Below are 22461 nucleotides of genomic sequence, written 5' to 3'. Positions count from 1 at the left end.
AATGAGTGTTCTATATCCGTTAATTCAGGCGCTGGTGTTATTTGCCGTTGCGCCGCTGCTCTCCGGTATTACCCGTGTGGCGCGTGCCCGTCTGCATAACCGTCGCGGGCCGGGCGTGTTGCAGGAGTATCGCGACATTATCAAACTGCTGGGCCGCCAGAGCGTTGGCCCGGATGCTTCCGGCTGGGTGTTCCGCCTGACGCCGTATGTGATGGTGGGCGTCATGCTGACTATCGCTACTGCGCTGCCGGTGGTGACCGTCGGTTCTCCGCTGCCGCAACTGGGTGATTTGATCACCTTACTGTATCTCTTCGCCATTGCGCGTTTCTTCTTTGCTATTTCCGGTCTGGATACCGGTAGCCCGTTTACCGCTATCGGCGCGAGCCGTGAAGCGATGCTGGGCGTGCTGGTCGAACCGATGCTGCTGCTTGGCCTGTGGGTTGCCGCGCAGGTTGCTGGTTCCACCAATATCAGCAACATCACCGACACCGTTTACCACTGGCCTCTGAGCCAGAGCATCCCGTTGGTGCTGGCGCTTTGTGCCTGTGCATTCGCCACCTTTATCGAAATGGGCAAACTGCCGTTCGACCTGGCGGAAGCTGAGCAGGAGTTGCAGGAAGGTCCGCTCTCTGAATATAGCGGCAGCGGCTTTGGCGTCATGAAATGGGGTATCAGCCTGAAACAGCTGGTGGTGTTGCAGATGTTCGTCGGGGTGTTTATCCCGTGGGGACAAATGGAAACCTTCACTGCTGGTGGACTGCTGCTGGCGCTGGTGATTGCCATCGTCAAACTGGTGGTCGGCGTACTGGTTATCGCGCTGTTCGAAAACAGCATGGCCCGTCTGCGTCTTGATATTACTCCGCGCATTACCTGGGCCGGGTTTGGCTTTGCATTTTTAGCGTTCGTCTCCTTGCTGGCGGCGTGATTAAAGAGAGTTTGAGCATGTCTGAAGAAAAATTAGGTCAACATTATCTCGCCGCGCTGAATGAGGCATTTCCGGGCGTCGTGCTGGACCACGCCTGGCAGACCAAAGATCAGCTGACCGTGACCGTGAAAGTGAACTATCTGCCGGAAGTGGTGGAGTTTCTCTACTACAAACAGGGCGGCTGGCTGTCGGTGCTGTTTGGTAACGACGAACGCAAACTGAATGGTCATTACGCTGTTTACTATGTGCTGTCGATGGAGAAGGGCACCAAGTGTTGGATTACTGTTCGCGTCGAAGTTGACGCCAATAAACCAGAATATCCGTCCGTGACGCCACGTGTTCCGGCGGCGGTGTGGGGCGAGCGTGAAGTGCGCGATATGTACGGTTTGATTCCGGTTGGGCTGCCGGATGAGCGCCGTCTGGTGCTGCCGGATGACTGGCCGGATGAACTCTACCCGCTACGTAAAGACAGCATGGATTATCGTCAGCGTCCGGCGCCGACCACCGATGCTGAAACCTACGAGTTCATCAACGAACTGGGTGACAAGAAAAACAACGTCGTGCCGATTGGCCCGCTGCACGTCGCTTCTGACGAACCTGGCCATTTCCGTCTGTTCGTCGATGGCGAAAACATTATCGACGCCGACTACCGCCTGTTCTATGTCCATCGCGGCATGGAAAAACTGGCGGAAACCCGCATGGGTTACAACGAAGTGACTTTCCTTTCCGACCGTGTGTGCGGGATCTGCGGCTTCGCCCACAGCACCGCTTACACCACCTCGGTGGAAAACGCGATGGGGATTCAGGTACCAGAACGCGCGCAGATGATCCGCGCCATTCTGCTGGAGGTGGAACGCCTGCACTCGCATCTGCTCAACCTCGGCCTTGCCTGCCACTTCACTGGCTTTGACTCCGGCTTTATGCAGTTCTTCCGCGTGCGTGAAACCTCCATGAAAATGGCGGAGATCCTCACCGGTGCGCGTAAAACCTACGGTCTGAACTTGATCGGCGGGATTCGTCGCGATCTGCTGAAAGATGACATGATCCAGACCCGCCAGCTGGCGCAGCAAATGCGTCGTGAAGTGCAGGAGCTGGTGGATGTGCTGCTGAGCACACCGAACATGGAACAGCGCACCGTTGGCATTGGTCGTCTGGACCCGGAAATCGCCCGCGATTTCAGTAACGTCGGCCCGATGGTGCGCGCCAGTGGTCACGCCCGCGATACCCGCGCCGATCACCCATTTGTCGGTTATGGCCTGCTGCCGATGGAAGTTCACAGCGAACAGGGCTGTGACGTCATTTCGCGCCTGAAAGTGCGTATCAACGAAGTCTATACCGCGCTGAACATGATCGACTACGGTCTGGATAACCTGCCGGGCGGTCCGCTGATGGTGGAAGGCTTTACCTACATTCCGCACAGTTTTGCGCTGGGCTTTGCCGAAGCGCCGCGTGGCGATGATATCCACTGGAGCATGACCGGCGACAACCAGAAGCTGTATCGCTGGCGTTGTCGTGCCGCGACCTACGCGAACTGGCCGACCCTGCGCTACATGCTGCGTGGCAACACCGTTTCCGATGCGCCGCTGATTATCGGTAGCCTGGACCCTTGCTACTCCTGTACCGACCGCATGACCGTGGTCGATGTACGTAAGAAGAAGAGCAAAGTGGTGCCGTACAAAGAACTCGAGCGCTACAGCATTGAGCGTAAAAACTCGCCGCTGAAATAAGGAATCGCCATGTTTACCTTTATCAAAAAAGTCATCAAAACCGGCACGGCGACTTCGTCTTATCCGCTGGAGCCGATTGCGGTTGATAAAAACTTCCGTGGTAAGCCAGAGCAGAACCCGCAGCAGTGCATTGGCTGTGCGGCCTGCGTCAATGCCTGCCCGTCAAACGCCTTAACGGTTGAAACCGACCTCGCCACTGGTGAGCTGGCGTGGCAGTTTGACCTTGGGCGCTGCATCTTCTGTGGGCGCTGCGAAGAAGTCTGCCCGACAGCGGCGATCAAACTGTCGCAAGAGTACGAACTGGCGGTGTGGAAGAAAGAAGATTTCCTGCAACAGTCCCGCTTCGCGCTGTGCAACTGCCGCGTCTGCAATCGTCCTTTCGCCGTCCAGAAAGAGATCGACTACGCCATTGCGCTGCTTAAGCACAACGGTGACAGCCGCGCGGAAAACCACCGCGAAAGCTTTGAGACTTGCCCGGAATGTAAGCGCCAGAAATGCCTGGTGCCGTCCGACCGTATTGAACTGACTCGCCATATGAAAGAGGCCATCTGATGAGTAATTTATTAGGCCCCCGTGACGCCAACGGCATTCCGGTCCCGATGACGGTGGATGAATCCATCGCCAGCATGAAGGCGTCGTTACTGAAAAAAATCAAACGTTCTGCCTACGTTTACCGCGTGGACTGCGGTGGCTGCAACGGCTGCGAAATCGAAATTTTCGCCACGCTTTCGCCGCTTTTCGATGCAGAACGCTTCGGCATTAAAGTCGTTCCGTCTCCGCGTCATGCGGATATTTTACTGTTTACCGGCGCGGTCACCCGTGCAATGCGATCCCCTGCGCTGCGTGCGTGGCAGTCCGCGCCGGACCCTAAAATTTGTATCTCCTACGGTGCCTGCGGCAACAGCGGTGGGATCTTCCACGATCTCTACTGCGTGTGGGGCGGTACAGATAAAATCGTCCCGGTGGATGTCTACATTCCGGGGTGCCCGCCAACGCCTGCCGCCACGCTGTACGGCTTTGCGATGGCGCTCGGTCTGCTGGAGCAGAAAATTCACGCTCGTGGACCCGGTGAACAGGATGAGCTGCCGGCAGACATTCTGCATCCTGATATGGTGCAGCCGCTGCGTGTGAAAGTGGATCGCGAAGCACGCCGCCTGGCGGGTTATCGTTATGGTCGCCAGATTGCCGATGACTTCCTGACGCAGTTAAGCCAGGGCGAAGAGCAGGTTGCACGCTGGCTGGAGGCGGAGAACGATCCACGTCTGAGCGAGATTGTCAGCCATCTGAATCATGTTGTTGAAGAGGCGCGTATTCGATGAGTGAAAAGGTGGTGTTCAGTCAACTGAGCCGTAAATTTATTGATGAGAACGATGCCACGCCCGCCGAGGCGCAGCAGGTGGTCTATTACAGCCTGGCGATTGGTCACCACCTTGGGGTTATCGATTGCCTGGAGGCGGCGCTCACCTGCCCGTGGGATGAATATCTGGCATGGATTGCGACACTGGAGGCGGGCAGTGAAGCCCGCCGTAAAATGGAAGGCGTGCCGAAATACGGTGAGATCGTCATCGACATTAACCATGTGCCGATGCTGGCCAATGCATTCGACAAAGCCCGGGCAGCGCAAACTTCGCAGCAGAAGGAATGGAGTACAATGCTGTTAAGTATGCTGCATGATATTCATCAGGAAAACGCCATCTATTTGATGGTGAGGAGACTGCGTGACTGACGTTTTACTCTGTGTTGGCAATAGCATGATGGGCGATGATGGCGCAGGCCCGCTGCTGGCGGAAAAGTGCGCCGCCGCGCCGAAAGGTAACTGGGTGGTGATTGACGGCGGTAGCGCGCCGGAAAACGACATCGTCGCCATCCGCGAATTGAGTCCGACACGGCTGCTGATTGTCGACGCCACGGATATGGGGCTAAACCCCGGCGAGATCCACATTATCGACCCGGATGACATCGCCGAGATGTTTATGATGACTACCCATAACATGCCGTTGAACTACCTTATCGACCAGTTGAAAGAAGACGTTGGTGAAGTGATTTTCCTCGGCATTCAGCCGGATATCGTCGGCTTTTACTACCCGATGACTCAGCCGGTTAAAGATGCGGTGGAAACGGTGTATCAGCGGCTGGAAGGCTGGGAAGGAAATGGCGGCTTCGTGCAGTTAGCGGTGGAAGAAGAGTAGTTCTTCATTAAGGAATTCAGGGAATTGAAAATCAGGACAGGGATGTGCGCTTTTTTATTGGGCTTTGTGCTGCCTGCGCAGGCCACAGGTTTTACCGAGTATCTGCCGATGAGCGACAGCGAATACGCTCATAAACGGTCGCTGAAACCTCTTTTAACCCTGCCTTATGATGCCGATCAAAACTGGCATTTTAGAAAAGTGGGCGTTGCTGGCGTAACGCTTGAGAAGATGCCAAATGAAGAGGATTACTGGCAATTAACCGCAAAGACCGTGCCGGTAAATCCTGGTTTGTGCCTGTGGGTGTGCTGCAAAATATGGCGGGTAATGCGCAATTTTACCGTGCTGACCTCGATCGTAATGGCATTCAGGATTTGGTTATCTGGCGAGGAGTTTCGGGAAACGGGCTGGCGCCTTCCTCGTTTTTAATCCTGATGACCTTTAATCAGCAAGGTCGCCCGTGTGTTTTCCAGGTCGATGGTTTTTACACCGCAAACGAAACTGGCGTTGATGATTTGCTTGATTTACAAGGCAATGGTCACTCGCAATTGCTGGACATGCAGTTTGATTCCGGTTACTGGATAACCAGTTTGTATCAGGTAAAAGAGGCCAAATGGCAGCGTGTTCATGGCTGGTTTGGCAAGTTAAGCTATCCCGCACTCACGCGTTTTACCTATACCTCCAACCGTAAACTTGTCATTAAACCTGTCGCCGGACGTAACCCGCAAGCGAAAGATCTGGCGCTGACACAGCGTTGTTTAATAAAGGGCGATGTGCTTGATGGGGTGAATCAGAACTGATGGCAAACGCTAAATTGCCCGATGCGCTACGCTTATCGGACCTACCTGGTTCGTGAAATGTGTAGGCCGGATAAGGCGTTCCCGCCGCATCCGGTAGAGTTGTTTACTCTAAATTTTCCCCATTACTGGCAATTACTTTTTATGCTGGCAACGATAAAACATTCATCAGAAAACGGATTATCTCTGCCTTACTACGATAAATACTGTCATCACATGTCATCGTCACTTGTGTCGATGACATCGCTATGGTCGTATTGTGGAAAAATATTTTCCTTAAATAATAATAAGTTAAAAACTGGCATGATTTATGAATGTATCGGCGCATTAACTGTCATAGCTGGAGAATTTGATGAACCGTTTCATCATTGCTGACGCGAGCAAATGTATTGGTTGCCGTACTTGTGAAGTGGCGTGCGTGGTTTCTCATCAGGAAAATCAGGATTGCGCATCGCTGACCCCGGAAACATTTTTACCGCGAATCCATGTCATTAAAGGTGTAAACATTTCCACGGCGACAGTCTGCCGTCAGTGTGAAGATGCACCGTGCGCTAACGTCTGCCCGAATGGTGCTATCAGCCGTGATAAAGGGTTTGTTCATGTGATGCAGGAACGTTGCATTGGTTGCAAAACCTGCGTTGTGGCTTGCCCGTATGGCGCGATGGAAGTGGTGGTGCGTCCGGTGATTCGCAATAGCGGCGCGGGGTTGAATGTACGTGCCGACAAAGCAGAGGCCAATAAATGCGACTTATGTAACCATCGTGAAGAAGGCCCGGCATGTATGGCGGCTTGCCCGACCCATGCGCTGATTTGTGTCGATCGTAATAAACTTGAACAATTGAGCGCAGAAAAACGCCGTCGCACGGCGCTGATGTTCTAAAAATCTTACAGAACTGTTCTGGCATCAAAGGAATTCCCGCAAATATTCGTAGAATACGGGGCGGGCGGTATCGCCGACCTGTGACTGCCGGATGCGACGCGCTCGTGTCCGGCTGGGCGGGTTACGCAATTCATGATGGCGGGAATAACTCAATGGCAAAAAACACATCTTGCGGTGTCCAACTGCGTATTCGTGGCAAAGTGCAGGGCGTCGGTTTTCGTCCGTTTGTCTGGCAACTGGCACAGCAATTAAATCTTCACGGCGATGTCTGTAATGACGGCGATGGCGTGGAAGTTCGGCTGCTGGAAGACCCGGAAACGTTTCTTGCCCAACTACATCAGCATTGCCCACCGCTGGCGCGTATTGATAGCGTCGAGCGTGAGCCGTTTATCTGGGCGCAACCTCCCGCTGATTTCACTATCCGCCAGAGTGCAGGTGGCGCCATGAATACGCAAATTGTTCCCGATGCCGCCACTTGCCCTGCTTGTCTTGCCGAAATGAATACCCCTGGCGAGCGGCGTTATCGTTATCCGTTTATCAACTGTACCCACTGTGGCCCGCGTTTCACCATTATTCGCGCGATGCCTTATGACCGCCCGTTTACCGTGATGGCGGCGTTTCCGCTGTGTCCGGCCTGTGATAAAGAGTACCGTGACCCGCTCGATCGTCGCTTTCATGCCCAACCGGTGGCCTGCCCGGAGTGTGGCCCGCATCTTGAATGGGTAAGTCATGGTGAACATGCGGAACAAGAGGCGGCATTACAGGCAGCTATCGCACAGTTAAAAATGGGCAACATTGTCGCCATCAAAGGGATTGGCGGATTCCATCTCGCCTGCGATGCACGTAACAGTAACGCGGTGGCGACACTTCGGGCGCGCAAACATCGCCCGGCGAAACCGCTGGCGGTTATGTTGCCAACGGCAGAAGGTTTACCGGAGGCTGCGTTTCAGTTACTCAACACGCCTGCCGCGCCGATTGTGCTGGTGGATAAAAAATACGTTCCTGAATTGTGTGACGATATCGCTCCTGGTCTTAACGAAGTCGGGGTGATGTTGCCTGCGAACCCGCTCCAGCATTTGCTGTTACAGGAATTGCAATGCCCGTTGGTGATGACTTCCGGCAACCTGAGCGGTAAACCACCGGCTATCAGCAACGAACAGGCACTGGAAGATTTGCAGGGCATCGCCGACGGATTTTTATTGCATAACCGCGACATCGTGCAGCGGATGGATGATTCGGTGGTGAGCAAAAGCGGCGAAATGCTGCGCCGTTCGCGAGGGTATGTACCGGACGCGCTGGCTTTACCTCCGGGCTTTAAAAATGTCCCGCCTGTGCTGTGTCTTGGCGCGGATTTAAAAAATACCTTCTGCCTGGTACGCGGTGAACAAGCGGTGTTGAGTCAGCATTTGGGCGATTTAAGTGATGATGGCATCCAGATGCAGTGGCGCGAAGCGTTACGCCTGATGCAAAACATCTATGATTTCACTCCGCAATTCGTTGTGCATGACGCGCACCCGGGCTATGTCTCCAGCCAGTGGGCAAGCGAGATGAATCTGCCGACACAAACGGTGCTGCATCATCATGCCCACGCGGCGGCGTGTCTGGCAGAACACCACTGGCCTTTGGATGGTGGAGATGTCATTGCTTTGACACTCGACGGTATTGGGATGGGGGAGAACGGCGCGTTGTGGGGCGGCGAGTGCCTGCGGGTGAACTATCGTGAATGCGAGCACCTGGGCGGCTTGCCTGCGGTGGCGCTTGCTGGTGGCGATCTGGCTGCAAAGCAGCCGTGGCGTAACCTGCTGACACAGTGTCTGCGCTTTGTGCCGGAGTGGCAGAGCTACCCTGAAACGGCGAGTGTGCAACAGCAAAACTGGAGCGTGCTGGCGCGGGCCATTGAGCGTGGAATCAATGCGCCGCTGGCGTCATCGTGCGGGCGTTTGTTTGATGCCGTAGCGGCGGCACTGGGCTGTGCGCCAGTGACGTTAAGTTATGAAGGTGAAGCGGCTTGTGCTCTGGAGGCGCTGGCGACTTCGTGCCACGGAGTGACGCATCCGGTGACGATGCCGCTGGTGGACAATCAACTGGATCTCGCCACTTTCTGGCAGCAGTGGCTGAACTGGTCGGCTCCGGTTAATCAACGCGCGTGGGCGTTCCATGATGCGCTGGCGCAGGGTTTTGCCGTGATGATGCGTGAGCAAGCCACGATGCGGGGTATCACTACGCTGGTGTTCAGCGGCGGAGTTATTCATAACCGTTTGCTGCGTGCACGTCTGGCGCATTATCTTGCTGATTTTACGTTGCTCTTCCCGCAGAGTTTACCGGCGGGCGATGGTGGATTGTCTCTGGGGCAGGGGGTTATTGCTGCGGCGCGTTGGGGGGCGGGGGAAGTCCAGAACGGATAAAACCTGTTGCATTTGGACACTATTGCCGGATGCGGCGTAAACGCCTTATCCGGCCTACACATACGCCCCGTAGGTTGGATAAGACGCGTCAGCGCCGCATCCGACATTTTGGGCACAGTAGCCGGATGCAACATAAACGCATGATGTGATCAACACATGCGTTCCCCGTAGGTCGGATAAGATGCGTCAGCGTCGCATCCGATATTTTGGGCACAGTAGCCGGATGCGACATGAACGCATGATGTGATCAACACATGCGTTCCCTGTAGCGCTCCCCGTAGGTTGGATAAGACGCGTCAGCGTCGCATCCGACATTGCGCCTACACCAGCAATGTTTTCAACAATCCAAACGCCTCTTTCATCCGATCCTCACTGACCACAAAGGCGCGAAGCTGGTCGGTATCGTCAACGCCGCGCGCCACCATTCCCTGGCGTTCGGTATTAATCTGCCAGCGTAAATCCTGACGCTGGGTTTCTCCTGCCAGATGCAGCGGTAACTCCGGCGTTTTGATTTTTACCAGCATGGCGGGAAGTTTCAGCGGTGTGTTATTGCCGAGAAGATTTTTTGCCAGCACCATCGCGCTAAGTTGAATCGGCTGGAGGAACGGCAATACCTGACCGTTAATTTCCGCGCAATCGCCCAGTGCGTAAATCTCGGCATTACTGGTTTGCAGATAACTATCGACGCAAACGCCGCGATTAATCGTCAGCCCGGCGCGTCGTGCCAGGGCGGTTTCCGGGCGCAGTCCGGTGGCGGCAATTACCGTATCCACTTCGATGCTGCGCTGGCGGTCCAGCGTTGCCTGAATACCAGTGTCTGTTTTTTCCAGCTCTAATAACTGAGATTTCAACAGCAGATGAACGCCCATCTCCGTCAACCGATGCTGCAAGCGGCTGCTGACTTCCGGTGGCATTAACGACGCCAGAATACTGGCAGCGTTGTCGATTAGCGTGACCGCTTTTCCAGCCCGACAAAAATCCATCGCCAGTTCGCTACCAATCAAACCACCGCCGACAATCAACACACGTTGCGCTTCCTGCAGTTGTGTTTCACAGGCCCTGTACTCTTGCTGACTATTTAACGTCAGCATTAACTCATGCCCGGGCACCGGCGGGACAAAGGCGCTGGCACCGGTTGCCAGCACTAACTTGTCGTACTGCCACTGATTATTCTGGCTTTTCACCATATGGGCTTCGGCATCAATATCTGTCACCCAGGTGTGTGGAAACAGGCGCAGATTGAACTGTTCGGCAAATTCACCTGCTGTCTGGCGGGTCAAATCGTCGGCACGTTGCCCCTGACTGATCACATGACTGAGGTCTGGTTTGTTGTACTCGTCCATGCTGTCGGCGGCAATCAGGGTTAATGGAATACTGGCGTCCTGTTTGCGAATATTTTTCACCAGTTGGCGGGCGGCGAAGCCCGAACCAATGATCACAATGCCGTTGCTCATTTTGCCTCCGATGCCAGTTCATCAAAGACATCTTTGCCGAGGGAACATTCCGGGCACAGGAAGTTATCCGGGACTTCACTCCACGGCGTTCCTGGTGCGACGCCCTGCATTGGCTCGCCTTTTGCCGGATCGTAAATCCACTGGCAGACGCTGCATTGCATCCGAGGGCCGAGATCAGCCGTTGTGGTGGCGCAGGTTTCTTCTTTAACCACCGTATTCACGGTGTTCTGCGGCAGCGGCGTGAGCGCCCACTGACGGGCGATTTCACGACCGTGTTCACGACATAATTCCAGTGCGTCCTGGTCCGGTCGCCATTTGGCTTTCAGGCTGAGTGACATTTCGAAACCAGCATCCTGCAAACGCGTAGAAAGACGGTCAACTGCACCGCCGCTCCAGCCGTGAGAGCCGAAAGCACTGGCGCGTTTGTTACGAAAGCGCAATCCGGTCATCTCCTCCACCAGCCCGGCGATTTTCGGCATCATTACGTTATTCATGGTGGAAGTACCGACCAGCACGCCTTTTGAGCGGAAGACATTGGTTAGGATTTCGTTTTTATCGCTTCGGGCAACGTTGAAGATTTTCACCGCTACGCGTGGGTCGGTTTCCGTAATCCCCTGGGCGATAGCATCGGCCATCATGCGGGTATTATTCGACATGGTGTCGTAGAAAATGGTGATCCTGTCTTCCTGATAATCCGCCGCCCATTTCAGGTACAACTCGACAATTTGCGTCGGGTTATCGCGCCATACCACGCCGTGAGAGGTCGCTATCATATCGACTGGCAAGTTAAAGCCCAGAATCTCGTTGATTTTCGGCGTTACCAGGCGGCTGAACGGCGTCAGGATATTGGCGTAGTAACGTTGGCACTGTTCGAAAAGTTCGGTCTGATCCACTTCATCGTTGAACAGATGTTCGTCGCAGTAGTGCTGACCGAAAGCATCGTTGCTGAACAGTACCGCATCGCCTGTCAGGTAAGTCATCATGCTGTCCGGCCAGTGCAGCATCGGCGTTTCGACAAAAATGAGCTGTTTGCCGTTACCGATATCCAGCGTGTCGCCGGTTTTTACCACGTTGAAATTCCACTCAGGGTGATGGTGATGACCATTTATCGAGTCGATAGCGTTGGCTGTACAGTAGATCGGCGTATCGGGAATTTGCGCCATCAGTTCGGTCAGCGCCCCGGCGTGGTCTTCTTCTGCATGATTAATCACGATGAAATCGATATCCGCCAGATCGATTTCATTACGCAGATTCTGCACAAATTCGCGGCTGAATTTATGGTCGACGGTGTCGATCAGCACGTTTTTTTCTTCGCGGATGAGGTAGCTGTTGTAGCTGCTGCCGCGCAGCGTTTTATATTCCGTGCCGTGAAAATCGCGTACTTCCCAGTCACGTTGACCCACCCAATGAATGTTATTTTTCACCACAATAGACATAGCAACCTCAATTTATTCAGCGTGTTCTAAAAAGATGTCTTGCTGATTGCAGATTGCGTGCCAATTTTTTATCTAATTGTTTTTAAATAATAAATTAATTTATGCTCATTAATTGGTAGTCAAAATGACTATCAATAGAATGGTCGATATGACAATATCTGTAGTCAAATTGACAGTGAGGCAAAGATGAGTTTTTCCGTTGATGTGCTGGCGAATATCGCCATCGAATTGCAGCGCGGGATTGGTCATCAGGATCGTTTTCAGCGCCTGATCACCACGTTGCGTCAGGTGCTGGAGTGTGATGCGTCCGCGTTGTTGCGTTACGACTCGCGGCAGTTTATTCCGCTCGCCATCGACGGGCTGGCGAAAGATGTGCTCGGCAGGCGCTTTGCGCTGGAAGGTCATCCGCGGCTGGAAGCGATTGCCCGCGCCGGGGACGTGGTACGCTTTCCCGCAGATAGCGAATTGCCCGATCCCTATGACGGTTTGATTCCCGGACAGGAGAGTCTGAAAGTTCATGCCTGCGTTGGTTTGCCGTTGTTTGCCGGGCAAAACCTGATCGGCGCATTGACGCTGGACGGGATGCAGCCCGATCAGTTTGATGTTTTCAGCGATGAAGAGTTACGGCTGATTGCCGCGCTGGCGGCGGGGGCGTTAAGCAATGCGTTGCTGATTGAACAACTGGAAAGTCAGAATATGCTGCTGGGTCATGCCGCGCCGTTTGAAGCCGTGAAAGCGACGCAGATGATTGGTTTGTCCCCTGGCATGATGCAGTTGAAAAAAGAGATTGAGATTGTAGCGGCGTCCGATCTCAACGTTTTAATCAGCGGTGAGACGGGAACCGGTAAGGAGCTGGTGGCGAAAGCGATTCATGAAGCCTCGCCGCGGGCGGTGAATCCGCTGGTCTATCTCAACTGTGCCGCACTGCCGGAAAGCGTGGCGGAAAGTGAACTGTTCGGGCATGTGAAAGGGGCGTTTACTGGCGCTATCAGTAACCGCAGTGGGAAGTTTGAAATGGCGGATAACGGCACGCTGTTTCTGGATGAGATTGGCGAATTGTCGTTGGCATTGCAGGCCAAGCTACTGCGGGTGTTGCAGTATGGCGATATTCAGCGCGTTGGCGATGACCGTAGTTTGCGCGTGGATGTGCGCGTGCTGGCGGCGACTAACCGTGACTTACGCGAAGAGGTGCATGCAGGGCGATTTCGCGCCGACTTGTTCCATCGTCTGAGCGTCTTTCCGCTTTCAGTGCCGCCGCTGCGTGAGCGGGGCGATGACGTCATTCTGCTGGCGGGGTATTTTTGCGAGCAGTGTCGTCTGCGGCTGGGGCTTTCCCGCGTGGTGTTAAGTGCCAGTGCGCAAAATTTACTGCAACATTACAGTTTTCCGGGGAACGTGCGCGAACTGGAACATGCTATTCATCGGGCGGTGGTGCTGGCGAGAGCGACCCGCAGCGGCGATGAAGTGGTTCTTGAGGCGCAACATTTTGCTTTTCCTGAGGTGACGTTGCCGTCGCCAGAAGTGATGACAATGCCCGTCGTTAAGCAAAACCTGCGTGAAGCGACAGAAGAGTTCCAGCGTGAAACCATTCGCCAGGCACTGGCACAAAATCATCACAACTGGGCCGCCAGCGCGCGGATGCTGGAAACCGACGTCGCCAACCTGCATCGGCTGGCGAAACGTCTGGGATTGAAAGATTAAATTATTCCGGCCTGATAGAAATCCTGCAGGTTAATTGCGCCGGTGAGTTTGCCGTTTTCATCCACTACCGGTGCGGCGGTGATTTTGCGCTTCATCAGGATTTCTTTGGCGTCGATGGCGCGGCTTTGTGCCTGCAACGTGGTGCCGCCGACCGTCATCGCTTCATTGACTGGCGTGGTGAGTGCGCCGCCGCCAACCAGCCAGCGACGTAAATCACCGTCGGTAAAGACGCCTTTCACCAGTTGTTGATCATCGCACACTGCCACCAGACCTAAACCGGTGCGACTGAGTTCCAGCATTGCGTCCATCACGCTGGCATTTAACGCCACCTGTGGGATGGCGTCATCACTGCGCATCAGATGATGCACTTTGTTCAGCAAGCGAGCGCCCAGTGCCCCAGCTGGGTGGGAGCGGGCAAAATCTTCTTCATTAAAACCGCGCGCCTGCATGACCGCCATCGCCAGCGCGTCGCCCATCATCAGGGTATTGACGGTGCTGGAGGTTGGCGCAAGGTGCATCGGACAAGCTTCGCGTTCGACGGAAATATCCAGCACTGCTTTTGCCGCTAACCCCAGCGGTGAGGTCGGTTTGCCGGTCATTGCCAGCAAGGTAATTGATTTGTCTTCCAGACGCGGAATAATCAGATCCAGCTCTTTTGCGCCACCGGAGTAAGAGATAAACAGCATCACATCGCGGCTTTCAATCATCCCCAGATCGCCGTGCAGTGCCTCTGCCGGATGGACAAAAAAGGCAGGTGTGCCGGTGCTGGCAAGCGTTGCGGCGATTTTCTTACCAATGTGGCCCGATTTGCCAATTCCCGAAACCACCACTTTGCCTTCGCAGTGCAGGATGATATTGGCGGCGCGAACAAAATCATCGCCCAGACGTTCTGGTAAACGGCTTGCTTCCTGCAACTCCAGCATTAACGTCTGACGTCCCGCGTTCAGTAGTGCTTCACTCATTGCTCTCTCCGGTTAAGGTCCATTCCTTTTTCCAGCCAGGGATTGATGGCCGGGGTGAGCGCACATTATCCAATGCCATGGGAGGTGAAACAACTTATGTGGGTTTGGTTACAACATTCGTGAAGAAAAAAGATGTGCCAAAAGAAAACATCTGAGAGAAATAGAGTGCTGAAAACAGACTACCGCTTCCTTGTGCGGGGCGGGATGCTTTACCATACTTGCCCCTGGTTGAATTTGTTAAATGGACCCCTCATGTTCAAGCGTCGTTATGTAACATTGCTTCCCCTTTTTGTGTTGCTTGCCGCCTGTAGCAGCAAGCCAAAACCGACAGAGACTGAAACGACCACTGGAACGCCGTCCGGCGGCTTCCTGCTTGAGCCGCAGCACAACGTGATGCAGATGGGTGGTGACTTCGCCAATAACCCGAATGCTCAGCAGTTCATCGACAAAATGGTGAACAAACACGGCTTCGATCGTCAGCAGTTGCAGGAAATTCTCTCCCAGGCGAAACGTCTGGATTCGGTACTGCGGCTGATGGATAACCAGGCGCCAACCACATCGGTGAAGCCGCCATCTGGCCCGAACGGCGCATGGTTGCGCTATCGCAAAAAATTTATTACCCCGGATAACGTGCAAAATGGCGTGGTTTTCTGGAATCAATATGAAGATGCACTGAATCGCGCGTGGCAGGTGTATGGTGTTCCACCGGAAATTATCGTCGGGATTATCGGCGTTGAAACCCGTTGGGGACGCGTGATGGGGAAAACTCGCATTCTCGATGCGCTGGCAACGCTGTCATTTAATTACCCTCGCCGCGCGGAATATTTTTCAGGTGAGCTGGAAACCTTCCTGCTGATGGCGCGCGACGAGCAGGACGATCCGCTCAATCTGAAAGGTTCCTTTGCAGGTGCGATGGGTTACGGTCAGTTTATGCCATCGTCTTACAAACAATATGCGGTGGATTTCAGCGGTGACGGGCATATCAACCTGTGGGATCCGGTTGATGCCATCGGTAGTGTAGCGAACTATTTCAAAGCGCACGGCTGGGTGAAAGGCGATCAGGTGGCGGTGATGGCAAACGGTCAGGCGCCAGGCTTACCGAATGGTTTCAAAACCAGGTACAGCATTTCACAACTTGCCGCAGCTGGACTAACGCCGCAGCAGTCGCTGGGGAATCATCAGCAGGCCAGCTTGCTGCGTCTGGATGTTGGCACCGGTTACCAGTACTGGTATGGTCTGCCGAACTTCTACACCATCACCCGTTACAACCACAGCACCCATTACGCAATGGCGGTCTGGCAGTTAGGACAAGCCGTGGCGCTGGCGCGCGTGCAGTAACTATTTGCAAGAGGGAGGTTAAACTTCCCTCTGTTATCTTACTGTTTATTCGAATGGCGTAATTGCTTGATTTTTTTCGACAGCGATATCGCATATCCCAGGCAGACAACGCCTAACGCAGCCTGACCGAAGTCAAAAGGTTCAAGATAGCCAGAAGATAAAACTTTACATATCACGGAAATCAGTGCGCTGATGCCGCCAATGATGACCCACATACGCATTTGTGTGGTTTGTTTGAGCACGTTTTGTGGGGGGTTATCCGTTTTCTTTATTGCCATTGCTATTCTCTCCCTGTGAATACATATCAATGTGAACGCGGCATGGTAGCGCTTTTTCTTTACCGATTGGCCGCAACAGTCTTTTTTCGGAACGCGACTCGTAAAATGAATCGCTCGTCCCCATCTTTTGCGGGAAAGTGCTATCTTGTCCGGCATAAATTTTTGACTGACAGAGGTTGTGATGATTGACAGTGAACTGATGCAGTTAAGCGAACAGGTTGGGCTGGCGCTGAAAGCCCGTGGCGCAACCGTAACAACTGCTGAGTCTTGTACTGGCGGTTGGGTAGCGAAAGTGATTACCGATATTGCCGGCAGTTCCGCCTGGTTTGAACGTGGATTCGTCACCTACAGCAACGAAGCCAAAGTGCAGATGATCGGCGTACGCGAAGAGACGCTGACGCAGCATGGCGCGGTGAGTGAACCTGTCGTGGTGGAAATGGCGATAGGTGCACTGAAAGCGGCTCGTGCTGATTATGCCGTGTCTATCAGTGGTATCGCCGGGCCAGATGGCGGCAGCGAAGAGAAGCCTGTTGGTACGGTCTGGTTTGCTTTCGCTTCTGCCAGCGGCGAAGGCATTACTCGCCGGGAATGCTTCAGCGGCGACCGTGATGCGGTGCGTCGTCAGGCGACGGCGTATGCATTACAGACGCTGCGACAACAATTTCTACAAAACACTTGATGCTGTATGAACATACAGTATAATTGCTTCAACAGAACATATTGACTATCCGGTATTACCCGGCATGACAGGAGTAAAAATGGCTATCGACGAAAACAAACAGAAAGCGTTGGCGGCAGCACTGGGCCAGATTGAGAAACAATTTGGTAAAGGCTCCATCATGCGCCTGGGTGAAGACCGTTCCATGGATGTGGAAACCATCTCTACTGGTTCGCTTTCACTGGATATCGCACTTGGGGCAGGTGGTCTGCCGATGGGCCGTATCGTCGAAATTTACGGACCGGAATCTTCCGGTAAAACCACGCTGACGCTGCAGGTGATTGCTGCTGCCCAGCGCGAAGGTAAAACTTGTGCATTTATCGATGCTGAACACGCGCTGGATCCAATCTATGCTCGTAAACTGGGCGTCGATATCGACAACCTGCTGTGTTCCCAGCCGGACACTGGCGAACAGGCGCTGGAAATCTGTGACGCCCTGGCGCGCTCTGGCGCAGTAGATGTTATCGTTGTTGACTCCGTAGCGGCACTGACGCCGAAAGCGGAAATCGAAGGTGAAATCGGCGACTCTCACATGGGCCTTGCGGCACGTATGATGAGCCAGGCTATGCGTAAGCTGGCGGGTAACCTGAAGCAGTCCAACACGCTGCTGATCTTCATCAACCAGATCCGTATGAAAATTGGTGTGATGTTCGGTAACCCGGAAACCACTACCGGTGGTAACGCGCTGAAATTCTACGCCTCTGTTCGTCTCGACATCCGTCGTATCGGCGCGGTGAAAGAGGGCGAAAACGTGGTGGGTAGCGAAACCCGCGTGAAAGTGGTGAAGAACAAAATCGCTGCGCCGTTTAAACAGGCTGAATTCCAGATCCTCTACGGCGAAGGTATCAACTTCTACGGCGAACTGGTTGATCTGGGTGTGAAAGAGAAGCTGATCGAGAAAGCTGGCGCGTGGTACAGCTACAAAGGCGAGAAGATCGGCCAGGGTAAAGCAAATGCGACTGCCTGGCTGAAAGACAACCCGGAAACCGCGAAAGAGATCGAGAAGAAAGTACGTGAGCTGCTGCTGAGCAACCCGAACTCAACGCCGGATTTCTCTGTAGATGACAGCGAAGGCGTAGCAGAAGCTAACGAAGATTTTTAATCGTCTTGTTTGATACACAAGGGACGTATCTGCGACTTTGAGACGGATGACAAACGCAAAATTGCCTGATGCGCTACGCTTATCAGGCCTACATGTTCTCTGCAATGTATTGAAGTTGCACGGTTTGTAGGACGGATAAGGCGCTCACGCCGCATCCGGCATAAACAACGCGCACTTTGTCAGCAAAACCTGGGTCGCATCTGCGGCCCTTTTGCTTTTTAAGTTGTAAGGATATGCCATGACAGAATCCACACCCCGTCGCCCGGCATATGCTCGTCTGTTGGACCGTGCGGTGCGCATTCTGGCGGTACGCGATCACAGTGAGCAAGAACTGCGACGTAAACTCGCGGCACCGATTATGGGCAAAAATGGCCCGGAAGAGATTGATGCCACGGCAGAGGATTACGAACGCGTTATCGCCTGGTGCTATGAACATGGCTATCTTGATGACAGCCGCTTTGTCGCACGTTTTATTGCCAGCCGTAGCCGCAAAGGCTATGGTCCGGCGCGAATCCGTCAGGAACTGAACCAGAAGGGCATTTCCCGCGAAGCGACAGAAAAAGCAATGCGTGAATGTGACATCGATTGGTGCGAACTGGCTCGTAACCAGGCGACACGAAAATATGGTGAACCGCTGCCAGTTCTCTTTTCAGAAAAAGTTAAGATCCAGCGTTTTCTGCTCTATCGTGGCTATCTGATGGAGGATATCCAGGAAATTTGGCGAAATTTTGCTGACTGAACGCATACGGGATTTTACTTCCCAGTCAAGAAAACTTATCTTATTCCCACTTTTCAGTTACCAGCCGGGCGGTTAACGACGCGCTACTGTTGGTAACGATATTTCGTTAGCTTGATTTCAGGATAATTATGAGCAAGAGCACCGCTGAGATCCGTCAGGCGTTTCTCGACTTTTTCCATAGTAAGGGACATCAGGTAGTTGCCAGCAGCTCCCTGGTACCCCATAACGACCCAACTTTGTTGTTTACCAACGCCGGGATGAACCAGTTCAAGGATGTGTTCCTTGGGCTCGACAAGCGTAATTATTCCCGCGCAACGACCTCCCAGCGCTGTGTGCGTGCAGGTGGTAAACACAACGACCTGGAAAACGTCGGTTACACCGCGCGTCACCATACCTTCTTCGAAATGCTGGGCAACTTCAGCTTCGGCGACTACTTCAAACACGATGCCATTCAGTTTGCATGGGAATTGCTGACCAGCGAAAAATGGTTTGGCCTGCCGAAAGAGCGTCTGTGGGTTACCGTCTATGAAAGCGACGACGAAGCCTACGAAATCTGGGAAAAAGAAGTCGGTATCCCGCGCGAACGTATTATTCGCATCGGCGATAACAAAGGTGCGCCATACGCATCTGACAACTTCTGGCAGATGGGTGACACTGGTCCGTGCGGCCCGTGCACCGAAATCTTTTACGATCACGGCGACCACATTTGGGGTGGGCCTCCGGGAAGCCCGGAAGAAGACGGCGACCGTTACATTGAGATCTGGAACATCGTCTTCATGCAGTTCAACCGCCAGGCAGATGGCACGATGGAACCGCTGCCGAAGCCGTCTGTAGATACTGGTATGGGTCTTGAGCGTATTGCTGCGGTGCTGCAACACGTTAACTCTAACTATGACATCGACCTGTTCCGTACGCTGATCCAGGCGGTAGCGAAAGTGACCGGCGCGACTGATCTGAGCAACAAATCGCTGCGCGTAATCGCTGACCACATTCGTTCTTGTGCGTTCCTGATCGCGGATGGCGTAATGCCGTCCAACGAAAACCGTGGTTATGTACTGCGTCGTATCATTCGTCGCGCAGTCCGTCACGGCAATATGCTCGGCGCGAAAGAAACCTTCTTCTACAAACTGGTTGGTCCGCTGATCGACGTTATGGGCTCTGCGGGTGAAGACCTGAAACGCCAGCAGGCGCTGGTTGAACAGGTGCTGAAGACCGAAGAAGAGCAGTTTGCCCGCACGCTGGAACGCGGTCTGGCGCTGCTGGACGAAGAGCTGGCGAAACTTTCTGGCGATACGCTGGATGGCGAAACCGCTTTCCGTCTGTACGATACCTACGGCTTCCCGGTTGATCTGACGGCTGACGTTTGCCGTGAACGCAACATCAAAGTCGATGAAGCCGGTTTTGAAGCGGCAATGGAAGAGCAGCGTCGTCGCGCGCGCGAAGCCAGCGGCTTTGGTGCGGACTACAATGCGATGATCCGTGTCGACAGCGCTTCTGAATTTAAAGGCTATGACCATCTGGAACTGAGCGGCAAAGTGACCGCGCTGTTTGTCGATGGCAAAGCGGTTGATGTTATCAACGCAGGTCAGGAAGCGGTTGTCGTGCTGGATCAAACGCCATTCTATGCGGAATCAGGCGGCCAGGTTGGCGATAAAGGCGAACTGAAAGGCGCTAACTTCTCCTTTGCGGTGGAAGATACGCAGAAATACGGCCAGGCGATTGGTCACATCGGTAAACTTGCTGCGGGTTCTCTGAACGTGGGCGACGCGGTGCAGGCTGATGTTGATGAGGCTCGTCGCGCTCGTATTCGTCTGAATCACTCCGCAACGCACCTGATGCACGCCGCGCTGCGCCAGGTTCTGGGTACTCACGTATCGCAGAAAGGTTCGCTGGTTAATGACAAAGTGCTGCGCTTCGACTTCTCACACAACGAAGCGATGAAACCAGAAGAGATTCGTGCGGTCGAAGACCTGGTGAACGCACAGATTCGTCGCAACCTGCCTATCGAAACCAACATCATGGATCTTGAGGCAGCGAAAGCGAAAGGCGCTATGGCGCTGTTTGGCGAGAAGTATGATGAGCGCGTACGCGTGCTGAGCATGGGCGATTTCTCCACCGAGCTGTGTGGCGGTACTCACGCCAGCCGCACCGGTGATATCGGTCTGTTCCGCATCATTTCTGAATCGGGTACTGCTGCAGGCGTTCGTCGTATCGAGGCGGTAACCGGAGAAGGCGCTATTGCCACCGTTCATGCAGATAGCGATCGTTTAGGCGAAATTGCACATCTGCTGAAAGGCGATAGCAATAATCTGGCTGATAAAGTGCGTTCAGTACTGGAACGTACGCGTCAACTGGAAAAAGAGTTACAACAGCTTAAAGAACAAGCTGCCGCACAGGAGAGCGCAAATCTTTCCAGTAAGGCAATTGATGTTAATGGTGTTAAGCTGTTGGTTAGCGAGCTTAGCGGTGTTGAGCCGAAGATGTTGCGTACCATGGTTGACGATTTAAAAAATCAGCTGGGGTCGACAATTATCGTGCTGGCAACGGTAGCCGAAGGCAAGGTTTCTCTGATTGCAGGCGTATCTAAGGACGTCACAGATCGTGTGAAAGCAGGGGAACTGATTGGTATGGTCGCTCAGCAGGTGGGCGGCAAAGGTGGTGGACGTCCTGACATGGCGCAAGCCGGTGGTACGGATGCTGCGGCCTTACCTGCAGCGTTAGCCAGTGTGAAAGGCTGGGTCAGCGCGAAATTGCAATAATATAAGCGTCAGGCAATGCCGCGGAGCGAATCTGCGGCATTCGCATTAACGCTATCGACAACGATAAAGTCAGGTTGAAGTTGTGTATATCGGCTAAACTTAGGTTTAACAGAATGTAATGCCATGACTGCTTAGATGTAATGTGTTTGTCATTGCTTACTTTTTGGCGTTATATGATGGATAATGCCGGGATACAGAGAGACCCGACTCTTTTAATCTTTCAAGGAGCAAAGAATGCTGATTCTGACTCGTCGAGTTGGTGAGACCCTCATGATTGGGGATGAGGTCACCGTGACAGTTTTAGGGGTAAAGGGCAACCAGGTACGTATTGGCGTAAATGCCCCGAAGGAAGTTTCTGTTCACCGTGAAGAGATCTACCAGCGTATCCAGGCTGAAAAATCCCAGCAGTCCAGTTACTAATCTTTCCGCGTCTCATCTTTAACGGTGAGACGCACCCTCAAAATTTCTCCTTCACTTCATTTTCTTTTCGCGCTACTCCCGTTCATTCAACTTAAGTCTCCACTTTTTTGTATTACTGCTATCCGCCAGACGCCCATTTTTCTGTTGATAAAACACTCTTTTTGACGTTTTTACAGACTAATTGCGCGTGAAGTGTGCAAACGATAAAAGTGTGGGAAAAATTGTTTGACTTATAAGTCTCAGAAAGTAATATGTGCGCCACGCAGCGACGATGAGCGATAAACAAGTTCTTCGAAGCACTCGTAAGAGGCGTGTGGTGAGGTGGCCGAGAGGCTGAAGGCGCTCCCCTGCTAAGGGAGTATGCGGTCAAAAGCTGCATCCGGGGTTCGAATCCCCGCCTCACCGCCATTTGCATCCGTAGCTCAGCTGGATAGAGTACTCGGCTACGAACCGAGCGGTCGGAGGTTCGAATCCTCCCGGATGCACCATCTTTTACTTGATGCGGCTTTAGTAGCGGTATCAAAAATCTGCAGTAAAGTAAGTTTCCCGATGCATCCGTAGCTCAGCTGGATAGAGTACTCGGCTACGAACCGAGCGGTCGGAGGTTCGAATCCTCCCGGATGCACCATCTCTT

At 53.5% G+C, this 22461-nt stretch carries 19 protein-coding genes, 3 tRNA genes and 1 pseudogene; 19 read left to right on the top strand and 4 right to left on the bottom strand.

The annotated features are described in order from the left end of the window. The first annotated feature begins 1 nt into the window (after nucleotide 1). The 9 genes and pseudogenes from hycD to hypF all read left to right on the top strand — a co-directional run bounded on the left by hycD (nucleotide 2) and on the right by hypF (nucleotide 8920). Nucleotides 2–925 (top strand): formate hydrogenlyase subunit HycD, encoded by a 924-nt coding sequence (hycD, locus tag EA14781_RS02685; protein ID WP_000115224.1) that lies wholly within the window; start codon nucleotides 2–4, stop codon nucleotides 923–925. A 17-nt stretch (nucleotides 926–942) separates the two neighbouring features. Beyond that, complete coding sequence (hycE, locus tag EA14781_RS02680) at nucleotides 943–2652, top strand: formate hydrogenlyase subunit HycE (protein WP_001288115.1); 1710 nt, start codon at nucleotides 943–945, stop codon at nucleotides 2650–2652. 9 nt (nucleotides 2653–2661) lie between these two features. Continuing rightward, entirely contained in the window at nucleotides 2662–3204 is a 543-nt protein-coding gene (gene hycF / locus EA14781_RS02675) for a formate hydrogenlyase subunit HycF (protein WP_000493797.1), read from the top strand. Then, complete coding sequence (gene hycG, locus EA14781_RS02670) at nucleotides 3204–3971, top strand: formate hydrogenlyase subunit HycG (RefSeq protein ID WP_000067395.1); 768 nt, start codon at nucleotides 3204–3206, stop codon at nucleotides 3969–3971. The genes hycF and hycG overlap by 1 nt, the downstream gene beginning before the upstream one ends. Continuing rightward, complete coding sequence (gene hycH / locus EA14781_RS02665; RefSeq protein WP_001291918.1) at nucleotides 3968–4378, top strand: formate hydrogenlyase assembly protein HycH; 411 nt, start codon at nucleotides 3968–3970, stop codon at nucleotides 4376–4378. The genes hycG and hycH overlap by 4 nt, the downstream gene beginning before the upstream one ends. Then, entirely contained in the window at nucleotides 4371–4841 is a 471-nt protein-coding gene (gene hycI / locus EA14781_RS02660; RefSeq protein ID WP_000132969.1) for a hydrogenase maturation peptidase HycI, read from the top strand. Before hycH ends, hycI begins: the two co-directional genes overlap by 8 nt. Nucleotides 4842–4883: 42 nt before the next feature. Next, nucleotides 4884–5638: pseudogene (locus tag EA14781_RS02655) on the top strand (hypothetical protein). A gap of 349 nt (nucleotides 5639–5987) precedes the next feature. Then, nucleotides 5988–6515, top strand: a complete 528-nt coding sequence (hydN, locus tag EA14781_RS02650) for an electron transport protein HydN (RefSeq protein ID WP_001078780.1) — start codon at nucleotides 5988–5990, stop codon at nucleotides 6513–6515. Between the two features lie 152 nt (nucleotides 6516–6667). After that, the gene (hypF, locus tag EA14781_RS02645; protein WP_024164733.1) at nucleotides 6668–8920 is read left to right on the top strand and encodes a carbamoyltransferase HypF; all 2253 of its coding nucleotides are present in this window, start codon (nucleotides 6668–6670) and stop codon (nucleotides 8918–8920) included. A gap of 320 nt (nucleotides 8921–9240) precedes the next feature. Here the strand turns inward: hypF and norW are convergent, their stop codons facing one another. After that, a complete protein-coding gene (gene norW, locus EA14781_RS02640) occupies nucleotides 9241–10374 on the bottom strand; it encodes an NADH:flavorubredoxin reductase NorW (protein WP_000064706.1) in 1134 nt (377 codons plus the stop codon). Continuing rightward, nucleotides 10371–11810, bottom strand: a complete 1440-nt coding sequence (gene norV / locus EA14781_RS02635) for an anaerobic nitric oxide reductase flavorubredoxin (RefSeq protein ID WP_000029587.1) — start codon at nucleotides 11808–11810, stop codon at nucleotides 10371–10373. The genes norW and norV overlap by 4 nt, the downstream gene beginning before the upstream one ends. A gap of 186 nt (nucleotides 11811–11996) precedes the next feature. Here norV and norR point away from each other — a divergent pair, with 186 nt between their 5' ends. After that, nucleotides 11997–13511 carry a nitric oxide reductase transcriptional regulator NorR gene (gene norR, locus EA14781_RS02630; RefSeq protein WP_000010712.1) on the top strand — a complete coding sequence of 505 codons (1515 nt, stop codon included), beginning with the start codon at nucleotides 11997–11999 and terminating at the stop codon, nucleotides 13509–13511. On the opposite strand, the gene gutQ is transcribed toward norR, so the two are convergent. Beyond that, complete coding sequence (gene gutQ, locus EA14781_RS02625; RefSeq protein WP_001287436.1) at nucleotides 13508–14473, bottom strand: arabinose-5-phosphate isomerase GutQ; 966 nt, start codon at nucleotides 14471–14473, stop codon at nucleotides 13508–13510. The genes norR and gutQ overlap by 4 nt on opposite strands. 252 nt (nucleotides 14474–14725) lie before the next feature. On the opposite strand from gutQ, the gene mltB reads away from it, so the two are divergent. Beyond that, nucleotides 14726–15811, top strand: coding sequence for a lytic murein transglycosylase B (gene mltB / locus EA14781_RS02620; protein WP_000476838.1), 1086 nt, complete (start codon nucleotides 14726–14728; stop codon nucleotides 15809–15811). A gap of 38 nt (nucleotides 15812–15849) precedes the next feature. Here mltB and EA14781_RS02615 read toward each other — a convergent pair whose 3' ends face one another. After that, nucleotides 15850–16089, bottom strand: a complete 240-nt coding sequence (locus EA14781_RS02615; RefSeq protein WP_000985459.1) for a hypothetical protein — start codon at nucleotides 16087–16089, stop codon at nucleotides 15850–15852. 181 nt (nucleotides 16090–16270) lie between these two features. Here EA14781_RS02615 and pncC point away from each other — a divergent pair, with 181 nt between their 5' ends. The 8 genes from pncC to EA14781_RS02575 all read left to right on the top strand — a co-directional run bounded on the left by pncC (nucleotide 16271) and on the right by EA14781_RS02575 (nucleotide 22455). Then, complete coding sequence (gene pncC, locus EA14781_RS02610; protein WP_000567258.1) at nucleotides 16271–16768, top strand: nicotinamide-nucleotide amidase; 498 nt, start codon at nucleotides 16271–16273, stop codon at nucleotides 16766–16768. A gap of 79 nt (nucleotides 16769–16847) precedes the next feature. Beyond that, nucleotides 16848–17909, top strand: coding sequence for a recombinase RecA (gene recA / locus EA14781_RS02605; protein WP_000963142.1), 1062 nt, complete (start codon nucleotides 16848–16850; stop codon nucleotides 17907–17909). A gap of 238 nt (nucleotides 17910–18147) precedes the next feature. Continuing rightward, entirely contained in the window at nucleotides 18148–18648 is a 501-nt protein-coding gene (gene recX, locus EA14781_RS02600) for a recombination regulator RecX (protein WP_000140494.1), read from the top strand. A 128-nt stretch (nucleotides 18649–18776) separates the two neighbouring features. Beyond that, nucleotides 18777–21407, top strand: coding sequence for an alanine--tRNA ligase (alaS, locus tag EA14781_RS02595; RefSeq protein ID WP_000047214.1), 2631 nt, complete (start codon nucleotides 18777–18779; stop codon nucleotides 21405–21407). A gap of 234 nt (nucleotides 21408–21641) precedes the next feature. Continuing rightward, complete coding sequence (csrA, locus tag EA14781_RS02590) at nucleotides 21642–21827, top strand: carbon storage regulator CsrA (protein ID WP_000906486.1); 186 nt, start codon at nucleotides 21642–21644, stop codon at nucleotides 21825–21827. Nucleotides 21828–22142: 315 nt separating this feature from the next. Continuing rightward, nucleotides 22143–22235 (top strand) — tRNA-Ser (locus tag EA14781_RS02585). 3 nt (nucleotides 22236–22238) lie between these two features. Then, nucleotides 22239–22315, top strand: a tRNA-Arg gene (locus EA14781_RS02580). Nucleotides 22316–22378: 63 nt separating this feature from the next. After that, nucleotides 22379–22455, top strand: a tRNA-Arg gene (locus tag EA14781_RS02575). Nucleotides 22456–22461 lie beyond the last annotated feature (6 nt).

The sequence above is a fragment of the Escherichia albertii NBRC 107761 = DSM 17582 genome (assembly GCF_000759775.1).
Lineage (GTDB): Bacteria > Pseudomonadota > Gammaproteobacteria > Enterobacterales > Enterobacteriaceae > Escherichia > Escherichia albertii.
The sequence above is the reverse complement of the archived record's forward strand: the minus strand, read 5'-3'. Positions and strand labels throughout refer to the sequence as shown.